Source organism: Pseudomonas sp. B20 (assembly GCF_020515755.1).
GTDB lineage: Bacteria > Pseudomonadota > Gammaproteobacteria > Pseudomonadales > Pseudomonadaceae > Aquipseudomonas > Aquipseudomonas syringae.
In genome coordinates, this window is sequence record NZ_JAHPJG010000001.1 from 42,177 (window position 1) to 59,688 (window position 17,512).

The 17,512-nt window shown below is 58.4% G+C and carries 15 protein-coding genes; 4 read left to right on the plus strand and 11 right to left on the minus strand.

Going from position 1 to position 17,512, the window contains the following annotated elements; all coding sequences use genetic code 11:
• The first annotated feature begins 1 nt into the window (after position 1).
• Complete coding sequence (locus LIX91_RS00205) at positions 2-952, plus strand: Nudix family hydrolase (RefSeq protein WP_226487794.1); 951 nt, start codon at positions 2-4, stop codon at positions 950-952.
• Positions 953-1,214: 262 nt separating this feature from the next.
• Here the strand turns inward: LIX91_RS00205 and LIX91_RS00210 are convergent, their stop codons facing one another.
• Genes LIX91_RS00210 through LIX91_RS00220 form a run of 3 tightly spaced genes read right to left on the minus strand, consistent with a single transcriptional unit; the run spans position 1,215 to position 4,810 of the window.
• Positions 1,215-1,793, minus strand: a complete 579-nt coding sequence (locus LIX91_RS00210; RefSeq protein ID WP_003313533.1) for a cob(I)yrinic acid a,c-diamide adenosyltransferase — start codon at positions 1,791-1,793, stop codon at positions 1,215-1,217.
• A gap of 15 nt (positions 1,794-1,808) precedes the next feature.
• Positions 1,809-3,845: a sensor histidine kinase gene (locus LIX91_RS00215; RefSeq protein WP_003418768.1), complete on the minus strand. Its 2,037-nt coding sequence runs from the start codon at positions 3,843-3,845 to the stop codon at positions 1,809-1,811.
• Positions 3,846-3,889: 44 nt separating this feature from the next.
• Positions 3,890-4,810, minus strand: a complete 921-nt coding sequence (locus tag LIX91_RS00220; RefSeq protein WP_226487795.1) for a putative 2-dehydropantoate 2-reductase — start codon at positions 4,808-4,810, stop codon at positions 3,890-3,892.
• Between the two features lie 169 nt (positions 4,811-4,979).
• Between LIX91_RS00220 and LIX91_RS00225 the strand changes: the two genes are divergently transcribed.
• Together LIX91_RS00225 and LIX91_RS00230 are read left to right on the plus strand one after the other, a co-directional pair.
• Positions 4,980-5,459 (plus strand): YajQ family cyclic di-GMP-binding protein, encoded by a 480-nt coding sequence (locus LIX91_RS00225; RefSeq protein ID WP_003304827.1) that lies wholly within the window; start codon positions 4,980-4,982, stop codon positions 5,457-5,459.
• A 121-nt stretch (positions 5,460-5,580) separates the two neighbouring features.
• The gene (locus LIX91_RS00230) at positions 5,581-6,411 is read left to right on the plus strand and encodes a mechanosensitive ion channel family protein (protein ID WP_226487796.1); all 831 of its coding nucleotides are present in this window, start codon (positions 5,581-5,583) and stop codon (positions 6,409-6,411) included.
• A gap of 173 nt (positions 6,412-6,584) precedes the next feature.
• Here the strand turns inward: LIX91_RS00230 and LIX91_RS00235 are convergent, their stop codons facing one another.
• From LIX91_RS00235 to LIX91_RS00270, 8 genes are all read right to left on the minus strand, one after another.
• Positions 6,585-7,100 carry a hypothetical protein gene (locus tag LIX91_RS00235; protein WP_032703229.1) on the minus strand — a complete coding sequence of 172 codons (516 nt, stop codon included), beginning with the start codon at positions 7,098-7,100 and terminating at the stop codon, positions 6,585-6,587.
• Positions 7,101-7,180: 80 nt separating this feature from the next.
• Positions 7,181-7,450, minus strand: coding sequence for a PAAR domain-containing protein (locus LIX91_RS00240; RefSeq protein ID WP_003431441.1), 270 nt, complete (start codon positions 7,448-7,450; stop codon positions 7,181-7,183).
• Positions 7,447-9,138: a DUF2875 family protein gene (locus LIX91_RS00245; RefSeq protein WP_181017085.1), complete on the minus strand. Its 1,692-nt coding sequence runs from the start codon at positions 9,136-9,138 to the stop codon at positions 7,447-7,449. Before LIX91_RS00245 ends, LIX91_RS00240 begins: the two co-directional genes overlap by 4 nt.
• The gene (locus LIX91_RS00250; protein ID WP_044312130.1) at positions 9,135-11,147 is read right to left on the minus strand and encodes a DUF3274 domain-containing protein; all 2,013 of its coding nucleotides are present in this window, start codon (positions 11,145-11,147) and stop codon (positions 9,135-9,137) included. The genes LIX91_RS00245 and LIX91_RS00250 overlap by 4 nt, the downstream gene beginning before the upstream one ends.
• A complete protein-coding gene (locus LIX91_RS00255; RefSeq protein ID WP_226487797.1) occupies positions 11,144-13,705 on the minus strand; it encodes a type VI secretion system Vgr family protein in 2,562 nt (853 codons plus the stop codon). Before LIX91_RS00255 ends, LIX91_RS00250 begins: the two co-directional genes overlap by 4 nt.
• A 312-nt stretch (positions 13,706-14,017) precedes the next feature.
• On the minus strand, positions 14,018-14,350 hold the full coding sequence (locus LIX91_RS00260; protein ID WP_226487798.1) for a hypothetical protein: 333 nt from the start codon (positions 14,348-14,350) through the stop codon (positions 14,018-14,020).
• A gap of 28 nt (positions 14,351-14,378) precedes the next feature.
• Positions 14,379-15,929, minus strand: a complete 1,551-nt coding sequence (locus LIX91_RS00265) for an AmpG family muropeptide MFS transporter (RefSeq protein ID WP_226487799.1) — start codon at positions 15,927-15,929, stop codon at positions 14,379-14,381.
• Positions 15,930-15,983: 54 nt separating this feature from the next.
• Positions 15,984-16,340, minus strand: a complete 357-nt coding sequence (locus LIX91_RS00270) for an MGMT family protein (RefSeq protein ID WP_024638335.1) — start codon at positions 16,338-16,340, stop codon at positions 15,984-15,986.
• 158 nt (positions 16,341-16,498) lie between these two features.
• Here LIX91_RS00270 and LIX91_RS00275 point away from each other — a divergent pair, with 158 nt between their 5' ends.
• The gene (locus LIX91_RS00275) at positions 16,499-17,506 is read left to right on the plus strand and encodes a DUF481 domain-containing protein (RefSeq protein WP_003395309.1); all 1,008 of its coding nucleotides are present in this window, start codon (positions 16,499-16,501) and stop codon (positions 17,504-17,506) included.
• The last annotated feature ends 6 nt before the right edge of the window (positions 17,507-17,512 follow it).

Sequence of the window (17,512 nt, forward strand, 5' to 3'; positions counted from 1 at the left end):
CGTGAAACGAGTTCATGTGGCCGCCGCCGTCATTCGTGGCGCTGACGGCAGCGTATTGATTGCCCGACGTGCCGACACTCAGCATCAAGGCGGCCTCTGGGAGTTTCCTGGCGGCAAAGTCGAGGAGGGCGAGACCGTCCAGGCCGCGCTCGCACGTGAACTGCAGGAAGAGCTGGGCATCCTGGTGACGGCGGCACGTCCGCTGATCAAGGTCTGTCACGACTATCCGGACAAACAGGTGCTGCTGGACGTCTGGGAAGTCTCGGCCTTCACTGGCCAGGCGCATGGTGCAGAAGGGCAGCCGCTGGTCTGGGCAAGCCCGCGTGAGCTGGCCAATTATGACTTTCCGGCCGCCAATCAGCCGATCGTCGCGGCGGCACGTTTGCCCGGCGAGTACCTGATCACCCCTGAGGGGCTGGACAATATCGAGCTGTTGCGCGGTATGCAGAAAGCCATCGCAGGCGGCATCAAGCTGGTCCAGTTGCGTGCACCGGGCGGTTACGATCCGAAGTACCGTGACTTGGCCGTGGATGCGGCGGGCCTGTGTGCCGGCAAGGCGCAGCTCATGCTCAAAGGGCCTCTGGAGTGGCTGGGCGACTTTCCGTCCGCCGGCTGGCACCTGACGGCGGAGCAACTGCGCAAGTACGCCAGTCGCGGGCGTCCATTCCCTGAGAACCGCTGGCTGGCGGCGTCATGCCATAACGCCGAAGAGCTGGCTTTGGCCGAGCAGATGGGCGTGGATTTCGTCACCCTGTCGCCCGTTCAGCCAACCCTGACCCACCCCGATGCGCAGCCGCTTGGCTGGCCGCAGGCGGCGCAACTGATTACGGGTTTCAACAGACCGGTCTTTCTGTTGGGCGGCGTAGGCCCTGCCGAGCGTCAACAGGCCTGGGAAAGCGGCGCACAGGGCGTGGCCGGGATTCGCGCGTTCTGGCCTGACGAGATCGTCTGACGCTCAGCAGAGGACGCAGAGCGTCCAGAACGGCATGCCCACGGAGAGTACCTGGCGTTATACACAAGTCTGCTCTTGATTCTGGCCGCAGGCCGTGGGAGCGAGCTTGCTCGCGAAGAGGCCAGTAAAACCCCTGAAAATGGGGCGTCTGGACCGATGTCTTCGTGAGCCCGCCTCGCTCACTCTCACAAGACCTATACCTAACGACAGGATGCTGGCGTGAGGATGTCTTCTGTGCTGCTCCGTTTAATGGATATGCCCATCAAACCGGCTTGGGCGCGGGCTGCCAAAGGATCTCGGCAATCCCCTGTCTTCTGGCGATCAATCGGGCGGCGACGAACAGCAGGTCCGACAGCCTGTTGATATACGCCAGCCCTGCGCCTTCCAACGGCTCGACGGCATTCAGATGCTGACAGCGACGTTCGGCACTGCGCGCCAGGCTACGGCAGATGTGCGCCTGGGCGATCAGCGATGAACCGCCTGGCAAAATGAAATTTTCCAGTGGCCCCAACTCCTCATTCCAGACATCAATAGCGGCCTCCAGTCGCTCGACCTCGGCTTCGTTCAGCGCCTTGTAGGTCGGCATGGCCAGTTCACCGCCCAGATCGAACAGACGGTGCTGGCAGGGTGCAAGTACTTCGATCACTTCCTTGAGCGCCGGGACGCGCTGAGCTTCATCGATCAATCCTGCCAGCAATAGCCCCAGCTGGCTGTTGAGCGTATCGACCTCACCGATGGCCTCGACGCGCGGATGATCCTTGGAGACCCGACGGCCATCGCCCAGACCGGTTTCACCGGCATCGCCGGTACGCGTGTAAATCTTCGACAAACGAAAGCCCATTGATGCGATTCCTGATCAGGATTTTGAAATGACCTGCTGCTGAACGCTCACCTGGTTGGCCACCAGCGGTAGACGCAGCGTAAAGCAGGTGCCTGTGCCGAGAGAGGAATGTACCTCCATCTGGCCTTTATGGTTGTTGGTGACAATGAAGTAGGACACCGACAGGCCCAGCCCGGTGCCCTGGCCGATTTCCTTGGTGGTGAAAAACGGCTCGAACGTACGCTTGCGGATGTTCTCCGACATGCCGATGCCGTTGTCCTCGACCTGAATCTCGGCCCACGGCGGATTGAGGCGCGTGCGCAGGGTGATGCGCCCGGGCTCTTCGCTCTCCGGCCGCTGGTGGATGGCCTGCGCGGCGTTCTTCAGCAGGTTCAGCAGCACCTGCTCCAGCTCGTTGGCAATGCACGGCACCGGACCCAGTTCGGGGTCGAACTGACGGATGATGTGCTGGCCCTTGAAGTCGAAACCGATGGTCAGATCGAAATCGTTACTGGCGATCTCCACGGCCTGATCGATCAAGGCCGGCAAGTCACAGGGCGATAACTGACGACTGCTCAGGCGGCTGAAGTTGAGCATGTGGCTGACGATTTTTGCGGCCCTGGCACCGGCCTGCTGAATGCCGTCGAGCAGTTTGGGCACTTCGCGGCTTTCCAGGTAATGGTTGACCTGCGCCAGATCGACGCCGTCGGCCTCGGCCTGCTCGATGTTCTTCGGCAGTTCCGGGGACAGTCGCCGGCGGATGTTCTGCACGTTGTGCAGAATGGCGCCCAGCGGGTTGTTGATCTCATGCGCCATGCCTGCTGCCAGACCGCCGACGGACAACATTTTTTCCGACTGCACCATCATTTCTTCCAGCGATATGCGCTGGGTGATGTCATCGATCCGGATCACCACGCCGCGCCCGGCATCGCCGGTCAACGGATAGAACGTCAGCGCGTAGTGGCGGGACTCGTCATTCTTGATCCAGGTCACGCGCTCGATCTTGGTCACGCTGTGGCGCTCGACGGTGTGCTTGATCTGCGGCAGAAACGAGCGCATCGGCTCGAAGGCCAGGAAGATCGGCTGGTTCAGCGCTTCGTCCAGGGTCGTCCCGGACAATGCCGTCGCCTCCTGATTCCACTGGGTGACGTACAGCTGTTCGTCCAGTGCGATCATCGCCGAGGGCATCGAGTCGATGATGCTGTTGAGGTAGTTCTGGAAGCCGGTGAGCTTCTTCTCGATCTTGCTGCGCACCTGGACTTCCAGCTCCAGCTTGCGGTTGGTGTGGCGGGTTTCCTCGGCCAGCCCCTGAGCCTGATCGTAGGCTTCCTGCGAGTCGTCGCGCGCGCGCTTGAGTTGCTGTTCGCGTGCTTCGATACGCGACAGCATGGTGTTGAACGCCTCGGCCAGGCTGCCGATTTCATCCTCGTTACCGGGTTCTGCGCGGAGTGCGTAGTTCTCTTCGCGGGTCACCTGCCGGGACAATTCTTCCAGTTGGTAAATGGGTTCAGTAATCAGGCGCCGAATCTGCCGCGCCACCACCAGCCACAGCAACACGCTGAACACCAGAATGCCCAGGCTGGCAGTCAGCGTGCCGGTGTAGAACGCAGGAGGCAGCTCACTGCTGGCAACCAGCAACAAGTGCCCTGGCGGCTCATCGCCCTTCGGTACGGTAATGACCTGCGTGCTGCGAAATTCGGTCAGGCGCCAGTTGTCCATGTCTTTGAAGTGTCTGGGCAGCTCAAGGCTTTCGCCCTGATGCATCTGCTCAAGCCGCTCGCCGTCGTTGTCATACAGGGCTGCGGCGCGCAACGGCCCGTAGCTTCTCAGCTCCTTGAGGAGTGCGCGTGCCTCGTCCGGCGAGTACAAGGCCCGCTCGTTGAGGTTGGCGCTGCTGATCAGCCGGCCGATGGTCTGCAGGGCCTGTGGAGCCATCGCCTCCTGAGAGATGTAGTAGGCCGCGCTGATGAAGGTCAGGTTGGCGACCAGCAGTACAGTGGTCATCAGGACCAGCAGGGCAGCCAGCAGTTTCTGACCTACCGGCAGGTTTTCCAGGCGTTGGCGCAAAGGCATTGGGCAAGTCGCAGTGACGGGTGATGCGAGCAGGGTAGCGCGGGCTAGTCGGTACGCAAACCCTTGCTTGCCAGATGAGCTGTCAGACGCGTCTGCAAATGCTGCAGGTGCGGGGCCGGACAGCCATGACGCGCTGCGGCTGCGCATGCGTAACCCAGCAGGTAGCTGATTTCGGTGCGTCGCCCGTGAAGCACATCCTGATACATGGATGAGTAATTGGCGGCGGTCGCCTGGATGACCCGCAGCACCTCAGCATGCAAGTCTTGCGCTGCCGCTGGCTGGCCACAGCGGCCCAGCAGATCGCTCAGCTCGGCGCACAGCGTGGCGACCTCGCAGGCGTGCTCGAGCAGGCCACCATTACGGCAGTCGTGCAGGACCGTCAGCGGGTTGATCGCACAGTTGAGTGCCAGCTTGCGCCACAGACGGGTCAGGATGTCCGGCGTCCATTCGTGGGGAATGCCACTGTCGTGCAAGTCCTGCACAAGCGCGGGGGCTGTCGGGTTGGACGCGTCACCCAGCCAGTTGAAACCGTGGCCAGCGAACCTGACGCGCCAGTCCGACTCCAGAAACGCGCCTTCGGTGCTGGAGGCGAACAGGCAGCGCGCCTGGGGGATTCGCGCCGCCACTGCGTCCTGGCTGCCCAGGCCGTTCTGCAACAGGATGACGTCGGCCTGCGCCGTCAATCGCGGAGCCAACTGAGCGACAGCCTGCTCGGCCTCGTAAGCCTTGCAGGCCACCAGCAGCCGTTCGATGGGTTGTCGATGGTCGGCGGTCTGTGCTTCGACCGGGTACGCATGGGCGATATCGTTTTCGACCAGCGTCACGCAGCTGCCATTGGCTTGATAGGCGGCCAGCCGATCCGCGTTGCGAAGGATCAACCGCACCGGCAGATTCGCGCGTGCCAGTCGCGTCGCCCAGAGACTGCCCAGGCTGCCCGCGCCGAGAACATGCCATGTCACCGCCATCACAGCGGCACGTTATGGCGCTGAAGCGGTCTGCAGAAGGTGAAAACAAGGATGTGCATGGAAGGCTCACAGTGAACGCCGGAAAAGTCTCGTTATAATGAGCGTTCTTTCACACCGTCAAGTCATGCGTGCCCGAATTGTGCGCACGCCGTTTATCTGGAGAACATACATGCCCTCGTTCGACGTAGTGTCCGAATTGGATAAACACGAAGTCACGAATGCCGTCGACAACGCTATCAAAGAGCTGGACCGTCGCTACGACCTCAAAGGCAAAGGCACGTTCGAGTTCAAGGAACTGACCGTCACGCTGACTGCAGAAGCAGACTTCCAGCTGGAGGCCATGATCGAAATCCTCAAGCTGGCGCTGGTCAAACGCAAGATCGACGCGAAGTGCCTCGAGATCAAGGACGCTTATGCTTCCGGCAAATTGATGAAGCAGGAAGTCATCCTGCGTGAAGGCATCGACAAGGAGCTGGCGAAGAAAATCGTCGCCCACATCAAGGAAGCCAAACTCAAGGTCCAGGCCGCCATTCAGGGCGAGCAGGTGCGGGTGACCGGCAAGAAGCGCGACGACCTGCAAGAAGCCATCGCAGCGCTGCGTGCCTACGATTCGGGCATGCCGTTGCAATTCAACAACTTCCGCGACTGATCGTTGCATTGAAAGCCGGGGAACCCTGCGTTCCCCCGCCAGTCCGAATCGCCCTGAGCATTGAAATGACGGCAGGCCGCCGTGGTTTTGATCGCAGTTCGTGACGAGTAAGGAGATAACGATGGATTTAAACGCAGAAGTCGGTCATCTGTGGCAAGCGTCGCAGGCCTGGATTCCGATGATCATGGAGTACGGCAGCCGCTTGCTGCTGGCAGTCGTCACACTGTGTGTAGGCTGGTGGCTGATCAACCGGCTGACCGGCAAACTGGGCGCCTTGCTGGCCTTGCGACACGCCGATCTGGCCTTGCAGGGCTTCGTCAACAACCTGGCCAACGTCATTCTGAAAATCCTGCTGGTGGTCAGCGTCGCGTCGATGATCGGCGTGGAAACCACCTCGTTCGTGGCGGCGATCGGTGCTGCCGGTCTGGCGATCGGTCTGGCGTTGCAAGGCAGCCTGGCGAACTTCGCCGGTGGCGTGCTGATTCTGTTGTTCCGCCCGTTCCGTATCGGTGACTGGATTGAAGCCCAGGGTGTGTCGGGAACCGTCGACAACATCCAGATCTTCCACACCGTGCTGCGCACCGGCGACAACCGTACCGTGATCATTCCCAACGGCAACCTGTCCAACGGCATCATCACCAACACCAACCGTCAGCCGACCCGCAAGATCACCTTCGACATCGGCGTCAGCCACGACGCCGATCTCAAGAAGGCCTTGCAGGTCCTGCTGGACATGGCCGACGACCCGCGCGTACTCAAGGACCCGGCCCCCCAGGCTGTGGTGGCTGCGCTGGGGGAGAACGCAATTACCTTGTCCCTGCGTGTCTGGACCAGCAGTGGCGACATGGGCGACGTGACGTCGATGTTCAACATCGAAGCGCGCGACCGCCTGAAGGACGCAGGCATCGAGATCCCACTGCCGCAACGGATTGTGCGGATGGTTCAGGAATAGTGGTTTGTGCGGTATGACAAAGCCCTGGCTCGTGAGAGTCGGGGCTTTTTTATTTGCAGGTTCAGGAAAAGGCTCTTTCCATGGTTGATGATTGTCTGCCTTCAGCGATGCCCGGGCGCTTTACCGTCTGTTGATACGAACATGCCTTTCAGCTCTCCGGCACAAAAAGTAGGTTATTTACTGTAAATGTAACCGTCGTCGTCCTCATCTTCCTCGTTGATATCTTTGAGTTTTTCTTGATGAGGCACCGGGTAAAGACCCAGTACAGCCGCTATTCCCGCAGATATGCCCATGAGGAATGGGGTCGGCTCGGGATACTGCGAAAGTTTCCGATCGGGATCCTCTGTGGGATTAACGCCGCTGCCAGTGGGGAGCTTCATTATCTTCATACCATCAGCGGTGAGAATGCAGCGAGGCGGTACTATTTTGCCTTCAAACATTTCCACTATTTCGGCGTTGGGTAAGGGGGTGAGCGGCTCACTGACCTGTGCACCCGATTCGCTATGCGTGAACAAGAACTTCTCGCCGCTTTTCTCGATACGAATCCTTGGCTGATTCTTGGGCTTTGTGGCGTAGTCACCAATCAACTCGTCACACGGGGACACTGACTCTTGCGCACAGCCCGCTAATAGAACCATCCCGGCGACTAAATGCATCCCTACGACGGCCTGACAAAAACGCGTGTACATGTTTCTTCCTTGTTCCAATTGAGGGGGCAGTTCCATGTCGTTTCCTGTACTTGCGCTGCATGACCTGATCACGAAATATCCTAAATCACTCGCACATTCATGGCGTGGCTGGCCACACCCTGACAGCCGCACGCCAGTCGGTGGCCGTGCAGGACCACCGGTATGCCGTTCAGTTTTCGGGTGGGGTGGCCTTCGATAAAGGCGAATTCTCCTGAATGAAGCGGGCAGGTGGCTTTGTCGCCCAGCACGGCCGGAGGCTTGCCGTTGAGGGTGTGGGTGCCTGCCAGTTGGCAGGACACCACTCGGCCACCACTGCTGGTCGCGTCGCCCAGGCAGACGGGATAACTCACTCCGCAGGTGCCCCGCCGGTTGGCGAGCCGAAGGTGAACGGGTCTGCGCCGCGGTTCTGGCTGTTCTTCGCTTTGCGGGCTTCATCGGGCGGGCGGACCATTTGTACGGTCAGGCTGCCATCGGTGCCGGCGTAGACCACGGCACTGACGCCGCCATCCTTGTAACTGGCGATGGTCGCCAGATTGATCTCGACCAGCGCACCGCTGACACCGGTATTGCCCAGACGACGACCGATGTCGTAGCCCTCTTCGACATTGCCGAGCTCAAGACCGTGGCCGTCCTTGTTCAGGTCGTGCAGGGCATTGTTCAGGGCGATTTCCGCTTCCGGGTTATTGGTGCTGTCGTAGAACACCCGCACAGGTTTCTGACCGTCGGGCAAGGTATCCAGCGCCTGCACCCAGGCTGCTTGCAGCGCTTTGGCTTGCAATGCAGGTTTCAGGCGCTTGCCGTTTTCATCCTGCATGGGCGCCTTGATCGGGCGGTGCAGATAGCCGAGTACCGGTGCAGCGTCGAACTCCTTGACCTGATGCTGCCCCCAGCGAATGGGCAGCCAGGGTGAGGGCTCGAAGTTGCCAGGGCCGCGATTGCTGATGGTTTTCCATAGAGTAGGGAGTTGGGATTGCCAGTAGGCGGTGGACATGGTGCCTGGAGCGTAGGGGCTTTCAATCCCCTTGGCGTTCTCCTCGCTTTCGTACCAGTCTGAAAATGCTTTATCACGGCTCCAATAAAAAGCCCAAAGTTTGCCCAGATCGGTATTTTTGTTTTGATTGTCTTCTTTTTCGCTTATCGCATAAGGACGAATATACCGGTCTACACGATCCGAACGGGTGACAAGTAGGCCTGTCATGCTTTCGAACACGGTCGGTACGACCTGAGCATTTTTGGGCAGGCCGGGGGTACCACGTTTACGATAAATGTTTCGTGTGACGTCGCCGTCCTGACTTGCGATCAATGCTTGTGGGACCTGCGGATTATCGTTGAAGAACTTGAAAAGTCGCTCAATCATGGCTTGAGCATTGCTCGTGCTCTCATCGTCCTGCCATAGGAATAGCGTGACGCCGAGAGTAGCAGCATTGCGACCGGCGTTGATCAGGTTTGCGGCTCTGTAGGGTTTTTCATATGGATTAGGTGGGCCAAGCGCGAAGACTGGAATCGGCCAATAGGCTACGGATTCAGACGCTGAATGTTTGAAAGCGACTTGTAATTTTATATCTGCGCTGATCTCTCTAGCGTCGAGTGAGGGGTCATAATCCTTGGGATCCCGTGAAAAGATAGAGACAAAATTATTGTTTTTCTTTTTTATGAAATCCCAGATTTCAGACTGATGATCTTCATAGATGCCAATTCCGCCACCTCTTATCTCCAGTGAATAGGTTCGCTGTCGAGCAGCCTCCTGTTCTGCATTCTGAGTGATCACTTCGGATTTATAAGCGGCCAGTTCAGCTTTTTCATGAGCGACCGCGTTGCCCCACCAATGCCCGCTGTACGCCAATAGTGCAGCAGCTAAAATCCCTGTAATACTCCAGCGTACCACTGAATGTATATCACGAAGTTCCACGTCGGTTTCCTGTGCTTTCAAATAAACAATGATGACAAAGCCGAGCCACAGCACCAGCGTTAGTCCGATCGTCCAGAGGTAGGGTCTTAGTGACGGGCGAAGTGAAGATTTTTGTTTGGTGTCCGTCACTGCTTTGCCTCTTTATTCAATACATTCTTGACCAAGGCCGGTGGGGACAGAGGGACCACCCCATAGGGTGGAAATATACCTTTTTGATAGTACTGATGACTGGCCTTTATCAATGCCTGGGCACGTGGACTGAGACGGCCCCACGCTGGGGACTCGGTTGTATTGAGAAATTTTTTTGCATCCATTCGCCAGTCCCCAATAGCCACCAGCAATTCACACATTGCTGGGTCGTCCAGGCTTTTGCATTGGCCAATCGCTATGTCCATTGCAGTGACCCAACGGTGATTCTCCGGACTCCGTAGCAAACCGGAGTGATAGGAGTTGTCTCCCCATGTACTGTTGTCATGTTCCATACGTTTACGGACTTCGGACGGTGTTTCTTCTCGCTGAAAGCTTCGACGATTGTTGGAGATGCGTACCGATCTGGTACGTTCTTCGGGGTCATTGGACAGGCTGTTATAACGTGCCAGAGCTTGCTCCTTATCAATCTTGTACGGGTCATACTCACCAGGCATCTGTATCCAGAGAAACGTGGCCGCGTCTTTGCCGAGTGCAACGCTTTTCCCGACATCGTCAGGCCTATCTCGGCCAGCGGTCGTGGCTGACCCTTTGATTGCTTCGCCGCCAAACATCTGCGGTTCGTGAGGGGGATTCAATGCCTCTGCATTGATCAGGCGTTCTTGCCCTTCTGATACGGGTGCCTGAGAGACAAGCCCGACAAAGAAAGAACCGCCTGGGTAACGGCTTTCGCCCTCCGCACGCAGAAACTCGGGCTGAGGTGTCTTGCCTACCAAAACCGGCTCTCCGTCGCGATAGCGTTTTGTCCACATCCGCTGATAAAAGCGTCTTGCCTGCAGGATCATCATAGCCATTCGCCCATCCGGCAAAGCGTCAGGTACGCCATACGTGCCGATGCCCTGCACATCGTCCAGCGCCACGGTGGTGTCATCAGGACAGAAGTAGAGATACACTTTGCCGCGATTATCTCGTTCGGGGAAGACGGTCAAGTTACCTAGCTTATTCTTTCGGGTACCTTGAGCGGGCGACCATTTAGGCCCACTTCTGCCTGCATAGGTAGCGGGGTTTCTCAGGTCTGACAATGGCGGCTGTGTGTGAGGGTTTTTTGTAACCGCGCTGACGATATTGATCAGCGTTGATAGGGTGTCATGGTCTTTGGGTGTTACGTCTGGCAGCACACTGTAGGGTGAGTCAACCATGATCACAGTGTCCGCGCAACGCTGGCCTTCATCGACTAACAAGGCTTGCGCCAATAACGTTATAAGCGTGCCTTGACTATGGCCCATGATGGTGATGGTTTCATCGGGCGATAGGCGGCGAATCTCGCGGACCAGCATCGCCAAACGATGCGCTGCCAGCACAAAGTAGTGCCTTGAAGGCGCTTTTCCAAAGTATAAAGAGTTATCCGCACTCAAGAATTCTACTGAATGAGTTTTGAAGTTTGGCTCGAAGCCTTCTCCATACATTTCTTGTAAATTGTTTGTCGCGTTGGCGAAAAAACCACCGCCCTTGGCAAAATGACGATCCAGACGGTTGCCGTTGATGTCTTGAAACTGATTGCGCATTCGGAGCGGGTCGCCCGCCTCATCGCGTTTTATATCCTCAGGTGCTGCTCGATAGCCCCAGTAAAAAGGGATGAGAAGACTGTGGGTTTTAGGGTCAGTGGTGTCGCGTCGATAAAGATAAGTGTCAGAATCATCGATTATTACTTTCTGGTCACTGCTCCGTTTTTCAGGCGCTGTTTTTTCAGCTGCCTTGTACTTGGCCCCATACCGTCCCGCCACCAGATCCGGCCGATCCAGCCGCTCATTCACCCCCTGACACAACCCGCTCTCCACCATGCTGTACGACGCCCCCGGGTCATTCACACCGTGCAGAAAGATCACTACGCCTGGCAAATCGCCGGGCACTTCCATTTTGCAGGTGGTGTTGAGGTTGGGGATCAGGCGTGTGTTGCCTTGGGCAACGGCGTATTCATCGGCGCCGTTCATTGCGCACCTCCTTTCGGGGTGCCGCTGCGCAGTGCCGATACTTGCGCCTGATGCATCATTTCGCGTTCCACGCGCTCGGTCAGTCCGTCTGCGTTCGTCATTCCTTTCACCAGGCTGCCATCTTCCAGTTTGATTTCATACGAGTGATCCGCTGCTGCCCGCGGGCTTTGTTCGCTGTGGCCGGGGTAGTGGAAGGTGACCTGCTGGGCGGCGGGGTCGCGGCCGAAAGAGGGGATAGCAGCGCTGTCGGTCTTGGGGCCGATCCAGTCGTGTTCGCTGGCGTGCACGGTGACTTTGCCCTGTGAGCCGATCTCGACGCCGCCGCCAATCTTGATGTAACTGCCGTCATCGGCGACCAGGCGGATGGTCGGCGCGGTGATGACCACTTCGCCTTCGACGGCCGAGACGTGCAGGTTTTTCTGGGCATTGAGGGCGATGTCGTCTTCCTGCGCTTGCACCAGCACCTTGCCGCGGTTGGCGATGGCGCTGATGCCTGCATCCTGAGCGAAGGCCGACAGCCCTTTGCCTGCTTGCAGGTGCATGGCCGCGCCGCTGGTCAATTGCAGGTTGTCCTGCGCAGTGGTGTCGTGATTTTCACCCGCATAGTGAACCTGCGAGCGTGGTGTGGCGCTGGCAATGCCTGCTGCTGCGGTCATGGCCAGTACCGGATCGCCCAGGCCGTTATTATCCGGCGCTGGCCATTGATCGAGCGACTGGCGCAAGGCTTCTATACCTTTGACATCCACCGTCTGACTGCCACGTGCGGCTGCGGTTTCGCCGAGGGATTTGAACAGCTCGCCGCACTCGGTCAGCAGTTTGAGCAGCTCTTCGCGATCCAGCTGTGAGCCTTTTGCGTCGGTACGCGCATAGGTGGTCAGCAACATGCCTTGCGCGGCACGCAGGGCGATGGCGGCATCGGTGCGCAGTTCTGCGCCGTTGCCGCGTGGCTGGGCGGTGCCGTCAGTGCGCGGGTCGGTCAGTTTGCCCAGGTTGAGGGCGGTGGCCTGATGGGTCGTGCCCATGCGTGCGCGCAGTGAGCCCGGCGTGTCATCGAACAGCAGTTCGTTGAAGCCGCTGCCTTTGTGTTCCTGGGTGCGGATCCCCGACAGCGTGCGGTTGCCGGGCAGCCCCGAGGCCTTGCTGAAGCGTGGCGGCAGATTAATGTTGTTATAGAGCACCGACGTCACCAGAGGCCGGTCGATATCGCCTGCCAGAAACGTCACCAGCACTTCCTGGCCAATGCGTGGCATGAACTGATGTCCGAAGCCGCTACCGGCACTGGGCATCGCCACCCTTAACCAGGTGGTGCCTTGCGGCAGGCTGTCGCCGCGCTGCCAATGGAACCTGACCTGTATCCGCGCCAACTCGTCAGTGAACACTTCCTCACCTTCCGGCCCGACCACGATGGCGCTCAGAGGGCCCGGAATGCTCGGGCGCGGGACGGTGATCGGATGACGGTAGGGGATTTTGTGGCGAATGCACACGAACTCGTTTGTGTAGCCCGCGTCTTCGTCTGACAGGTAATTGTTGCTGCCCTCATGCTTGACCGTTATCAGTAGAAAACTGCGATCTTCAGCGGAGCCGCGGTCATGATCAAAATGCTGGGTCAGCTCAAAGGTGTGGCCAGGGTACATGGCGCGGCAGTTACTGTTGCCAGTGAATGTCTTGCCCTGAACCTCAATGGCCTCCAGACGCTGACGTACCAGGCGTTCACCGTCATTGAAGGTGCCGTGGCTGTAGTGATCGAGCACGTCATACACTTCATACGAATCGACGTTGCCCTGCTCATTGAGGCTCGGCATGCCAACCGGCAGCGAATTGCGCGGCTGCTTGTAATCGAAAGTCTGAATGGACATGCGCCCCGATTGCAGACGTCGATGGCTGCGCCATTCGGTAATCGAATCCGCTGTCTCGGTAACGGATGCACTGTGATAACGAATGGTGGGCTGTTGCGGCAGGGGCGAGAGGTCGCGCGAGTGATCAAGAATGATCAGCGTGTGCTTTTCCTGATTGTGATCGAAATAGAAGAACAGCCCTTCGTGTTCCAGCAAGCGCAATACAAAGGTCAGATCGCTTTCACGGTACTGGGTTATGTAACTGTGCGTCTTGAGTGGCTGGCTGAGTTGAAACTCGAAATCGGGCAACGCACCATAGGCCGCAAATACCGTTCGGATAACGGCTTCGATGGTCTGTTCCTGAAATATCCGCGAGTCGACGCGCCGCGAGAGCATCCACAGCCAGGGGCTCAGTGTGGCGCTGTAACGTGCCAGACCGCCGTCGCTGCCTTCCAGGCTGAAGGTGCTGATATAGCCATTGATGAAGCGCGACTCGCCGGTGGCCAGCTCTATTGCCAGTTGTGCAGGCTGGCCGATCTGCGATTTGAGCTCCAGGCCGGCATCGCGGCTGATCATCGACAACTCGAAACTGAACAGCTCGGACAGGCTTTCAGTGCCGGAAAAACGTTCCAGCAGGAGTTCCTGTTCGTCACGGGCAACGGTCGTCAGCTTGATCAGGCGACGGTTTTGTGGCGCAAACAGCGCCGTTAGATCCTTTAACATTGTTGCTCCGTTATATAAAACCAGCCGCTCGTTCCGGGCGAGAGTGCTGATATAGAGAGGTGGGTGAGTCTACAGACTTCTTTCCGGGGGCACACAGTTAAATTGCAAAGGGCCATTACCGGGCGACATTACTCTTGATGCCGCAGTGAGGTAGTGAGGAATGGCTAGAAATGTCGTCGGCCAATTCATAAGAAGCTGTAGTGCGTTTCTTACGGCGTAATGAGAGACGCCAAGAGGAAAGACTTTAAGGGGAGGGTGCGCGATATGAAAAAAGCCCTGGCGCTTGAGCGTCAGGGCTTTTTTGGTCGGCGATTACTGCAGGCTTATATTGGCCAGCGTAACGATAATGCCGATTGCCGCGACGACGGCGGCGACTGCGTTGATCAAGAACACGGTGCGTAGGGTTGTGGAGAGTCTCCACGGTTTTACGGCGAACGCATAAACCAGCAGAAAGATGATGGCGAAGATCTCCACCTGCGCGAGCAGAACCACCGCGCCACCGAAGGCCATTGGCCCGGAAGGGGTCGCGGGATCCTGTGACAGGTAGGCGCTCAGCAGGGTGCCGATGATCGGCAGCCAGATCCCCAGGCTGATAAGGATCAGGGGAACGGGGTTGAAAGCGCGTGCTTTGTTTTCGGTGTCCAATGTTGTTCCTTGATGAGGTAGCCAGAGATCAGGGCTTGTCAATAACGGAAGCCTCTTGAGGCGGCTCGGTCTTCGCCGTGCGTATCTCTCGGTTCCATTGCAGGATGATCATCACCAGCGTCGGAATGCCCAACAGCGCGGTGATCAGGAAGAAGTTGTGGTAGCCGTACTTTTCCACCACCACACCGGAATAGCCGCCCAGCAGGCGCGGTAGCAGCAGCATGATGGAGCTGAGCAAGGCATATTGCGTGGCAGAGAATTTCAGGTTGGTGAGGCTCGACAGGTAGGCGACGAACGCTGATGTCGCAAGCCCGGAGCTGAGGTTGTCCAGCGAGATGGTGAGGATCAGCATCTTCACGTTCGGGCCCATATCGGCCAGCAACAGGAACAGGATATTGGTCGAAGCCGAGGCCAGTCCGCCGATGAACAGGATCGGCATGATGCCGAAGCGCACAATCAGCAGCCCGCCGATACCGGCCCCCAGCAGGGTCATGATCAGGCCGAAGATTTTGCTGACGCTGGCGATCTGGTCCTTGGTAAAGCCCTGGTCGATGTAGAACACGTTGGCCATGACCCCCATTACCGTGTCGGACATCCGGTAGGTCGCGATCAGGCCCAGCAACAGCAGCGCCTGCCAGCGGTAGCGCATGATGAAATCGTTGATCGGGGTGAGCACCGGCGCCAGTCCGCGGCGACCCATCGAGGACAGACAGGCGATGGTCAGGAGCGTGTAGAGAATCGCGCGTAAAAACGCCCGGTCTTCCAGCAACAGGTCCATCCAGCTGGTGCCGTTGAACAGCACGCTGGCGAAGTCGGTGTTGTAAAGTTGGGTAAACATCGCCGGTACGGAGACCAGCAGCACAATCAGCACGAACACCGAGGCCAGCTGGTGCGTAAAGCCATAGCGCGCTGCCGACAGCTGGGTGCGCAGCGGCACCGGCGGCTCGCGCATGATCAGCGTGGTGACCAGGGCGGGCAGCATCAGCAGTCCGAACAGCACATAAGTGCCGGTCCACGCCGAATGCTTGTAGGCAAAGCCCGTCGAGCCGAAGCCCTCGGCGAAATACAGCGCACCCGCAGTCGCCAGCAGTGCAGCGACCCGGTAGCCGGACATATAGCTGGCGGCCAGGGCAGCCTGTTGGGTGTCCTGGGCAATTTCCAGACGATAGGCATCGATGGCGATGTCTTGCGTGGCGGACGAGAAGGCGACCACCACGGCAATCGCGATCAGCCACGAGAGATGCTTTTGCGGGTCGCAGAAGCCCATGCCGATCAGGCCCAGAATCACCAGGCTCTGGGACAGCACCAGCCAGGACCGACGACGTCCCAGTCTGCCAAGCAGGGGCAGGCGCCATTGGTCGAGCAATGGCGACCAGACCCATTTAAAGGCGTAGGCAAGGCCGATCAGGCTCGCATAGCCGATGGTCTCGCGCGCGACACCGGCTTCGCGCAACCACACGGACAATGTCGAAAAGACCAGCATATAAGGCATGCCCGCAGCGAATCCGAGCAGCAGTAACACTAATGTCGACGGGCTGGCATATGCGGCGAGCGCGGCGCGCCAGGTTTTACGGGGCATGGGCTGGAATCTGCCTCAGGTTACGAAAACAAAGGGCGCACTCTAACCGCTGTGCTATAGGGGACGCCAGCCATGGCGCTGCATATCAACCCGATTATTCACAATGGTGACGCCCTCGGCGCGTAAACGTGCCCGTTGTTCGTCACCGGAAACGCTGCCAGGCGGCAGACTGAGCCGACCGCCAGCGCCCAAAACCCGGTGCCAGGGCAGCGAAGAGCCGTCCGGCAACTGGCTCAACGTACGGCCCACCCAGCGTGCCGCTCGGCCCAGGCCTGCCAGTTCGGCGAGCTGCCCGTAGGCGACCACTTTGCCTTCCGGTATCTGCGCCATCGTCAGGTAGAGGGCGGTGCGTCGCGCCTCGTTCGGCGATTGTCCCGCTGGGTAAAGTAATGTTAAGTCCGGGTCTGTCACGCGATAATCCTGTATAAAACGCTATTGATTGTCGTTCAGTGAACTTTTGGTGGTTCGGGCTGTCAGTTACCACCGTGCTTGGTGGTACATGGATCGTCCCGTCACCTCCCCCGCAGGAAAATGCCCGATTCCCGCCTTACAGAGCCTAGTTATCGCTTATGTTGTCCAGAACCCTGTTGTGCCTTGCAATCACTGCTGTTTCCACTCCATTGCTTGCCGATACCGTCTGGTTGAAGAATGGCGACCGCCTGACCGGTACAATCAAGGTGTTCGACGGCGGCAAGTTGCTGCTGCAGACCGAATACGGGGGCGCTATCGCGCTGGACTGGAAGCAGGTCAAGACCCTGAAAAGCGATCAGCCATTGCTGGTCAAGCAGGATGAACATGGCGGCGAAGTCTCCAATTCGCTGCAGGCGGCGGATGACGGCAAGGTCGTGCTTGCCAATGGCGATGCACCCAAGACCGTCGAGCTGGCAAGTATCCATCAGATCATCAAGCCCAAGCCGGTTATCACGGATCTTGTCTGGAAAGGCAACATCGATGCGGCGCTGGATTTCCAGCAGGCCGAAAACGATACCAATGATTACAACGTCGCCTTCAAGACCTCGGCTCGTCATGGCGACTGGCGTCACAACGCCAAGGGCGATTACAACCGCGAGACCACCGACGACGTGGTCGGCACTGACAACTGGAGCGCCGAGTACTCGCTGGACCGCTTCCTGACCGAGAAATTCTTCTGGGACGGTCGCGTCAGCTACAAGCGCGACAAGGTCGAGGATCTGTCTCGTCAGCGCGTAGTCGGTACCGGTCCGGGTTACCAGCTGTGGGATGACGAACTGGGTGCATTCAAGGTCGGTGCGCTGCTTAACCGTACCGATTTCGAGTTCTCCAACGACGAGAAGGAAAACTTCTATTCCGTTGCCGGCACCTGGGATTACAACCGCTACCTGATTGGCAAGAAGGTCGAATTCTTCACCAACGGCGAGCTGGGCAAGCCGCTGAGCGCCGTCGCCGACTACTCGCTGGATGTCGAAGCGGGGCTGCGCTACAAGGTGACCGACTGGGCGTCGCTCAACCTGAAAGCCGAGAAGAACGTCATCAGTGGTTCGAGCAATGGCGATGTCGACAAGACACGCTACACCGCTGGCTTCGGCGTAAGCTGGTAAGCGAAG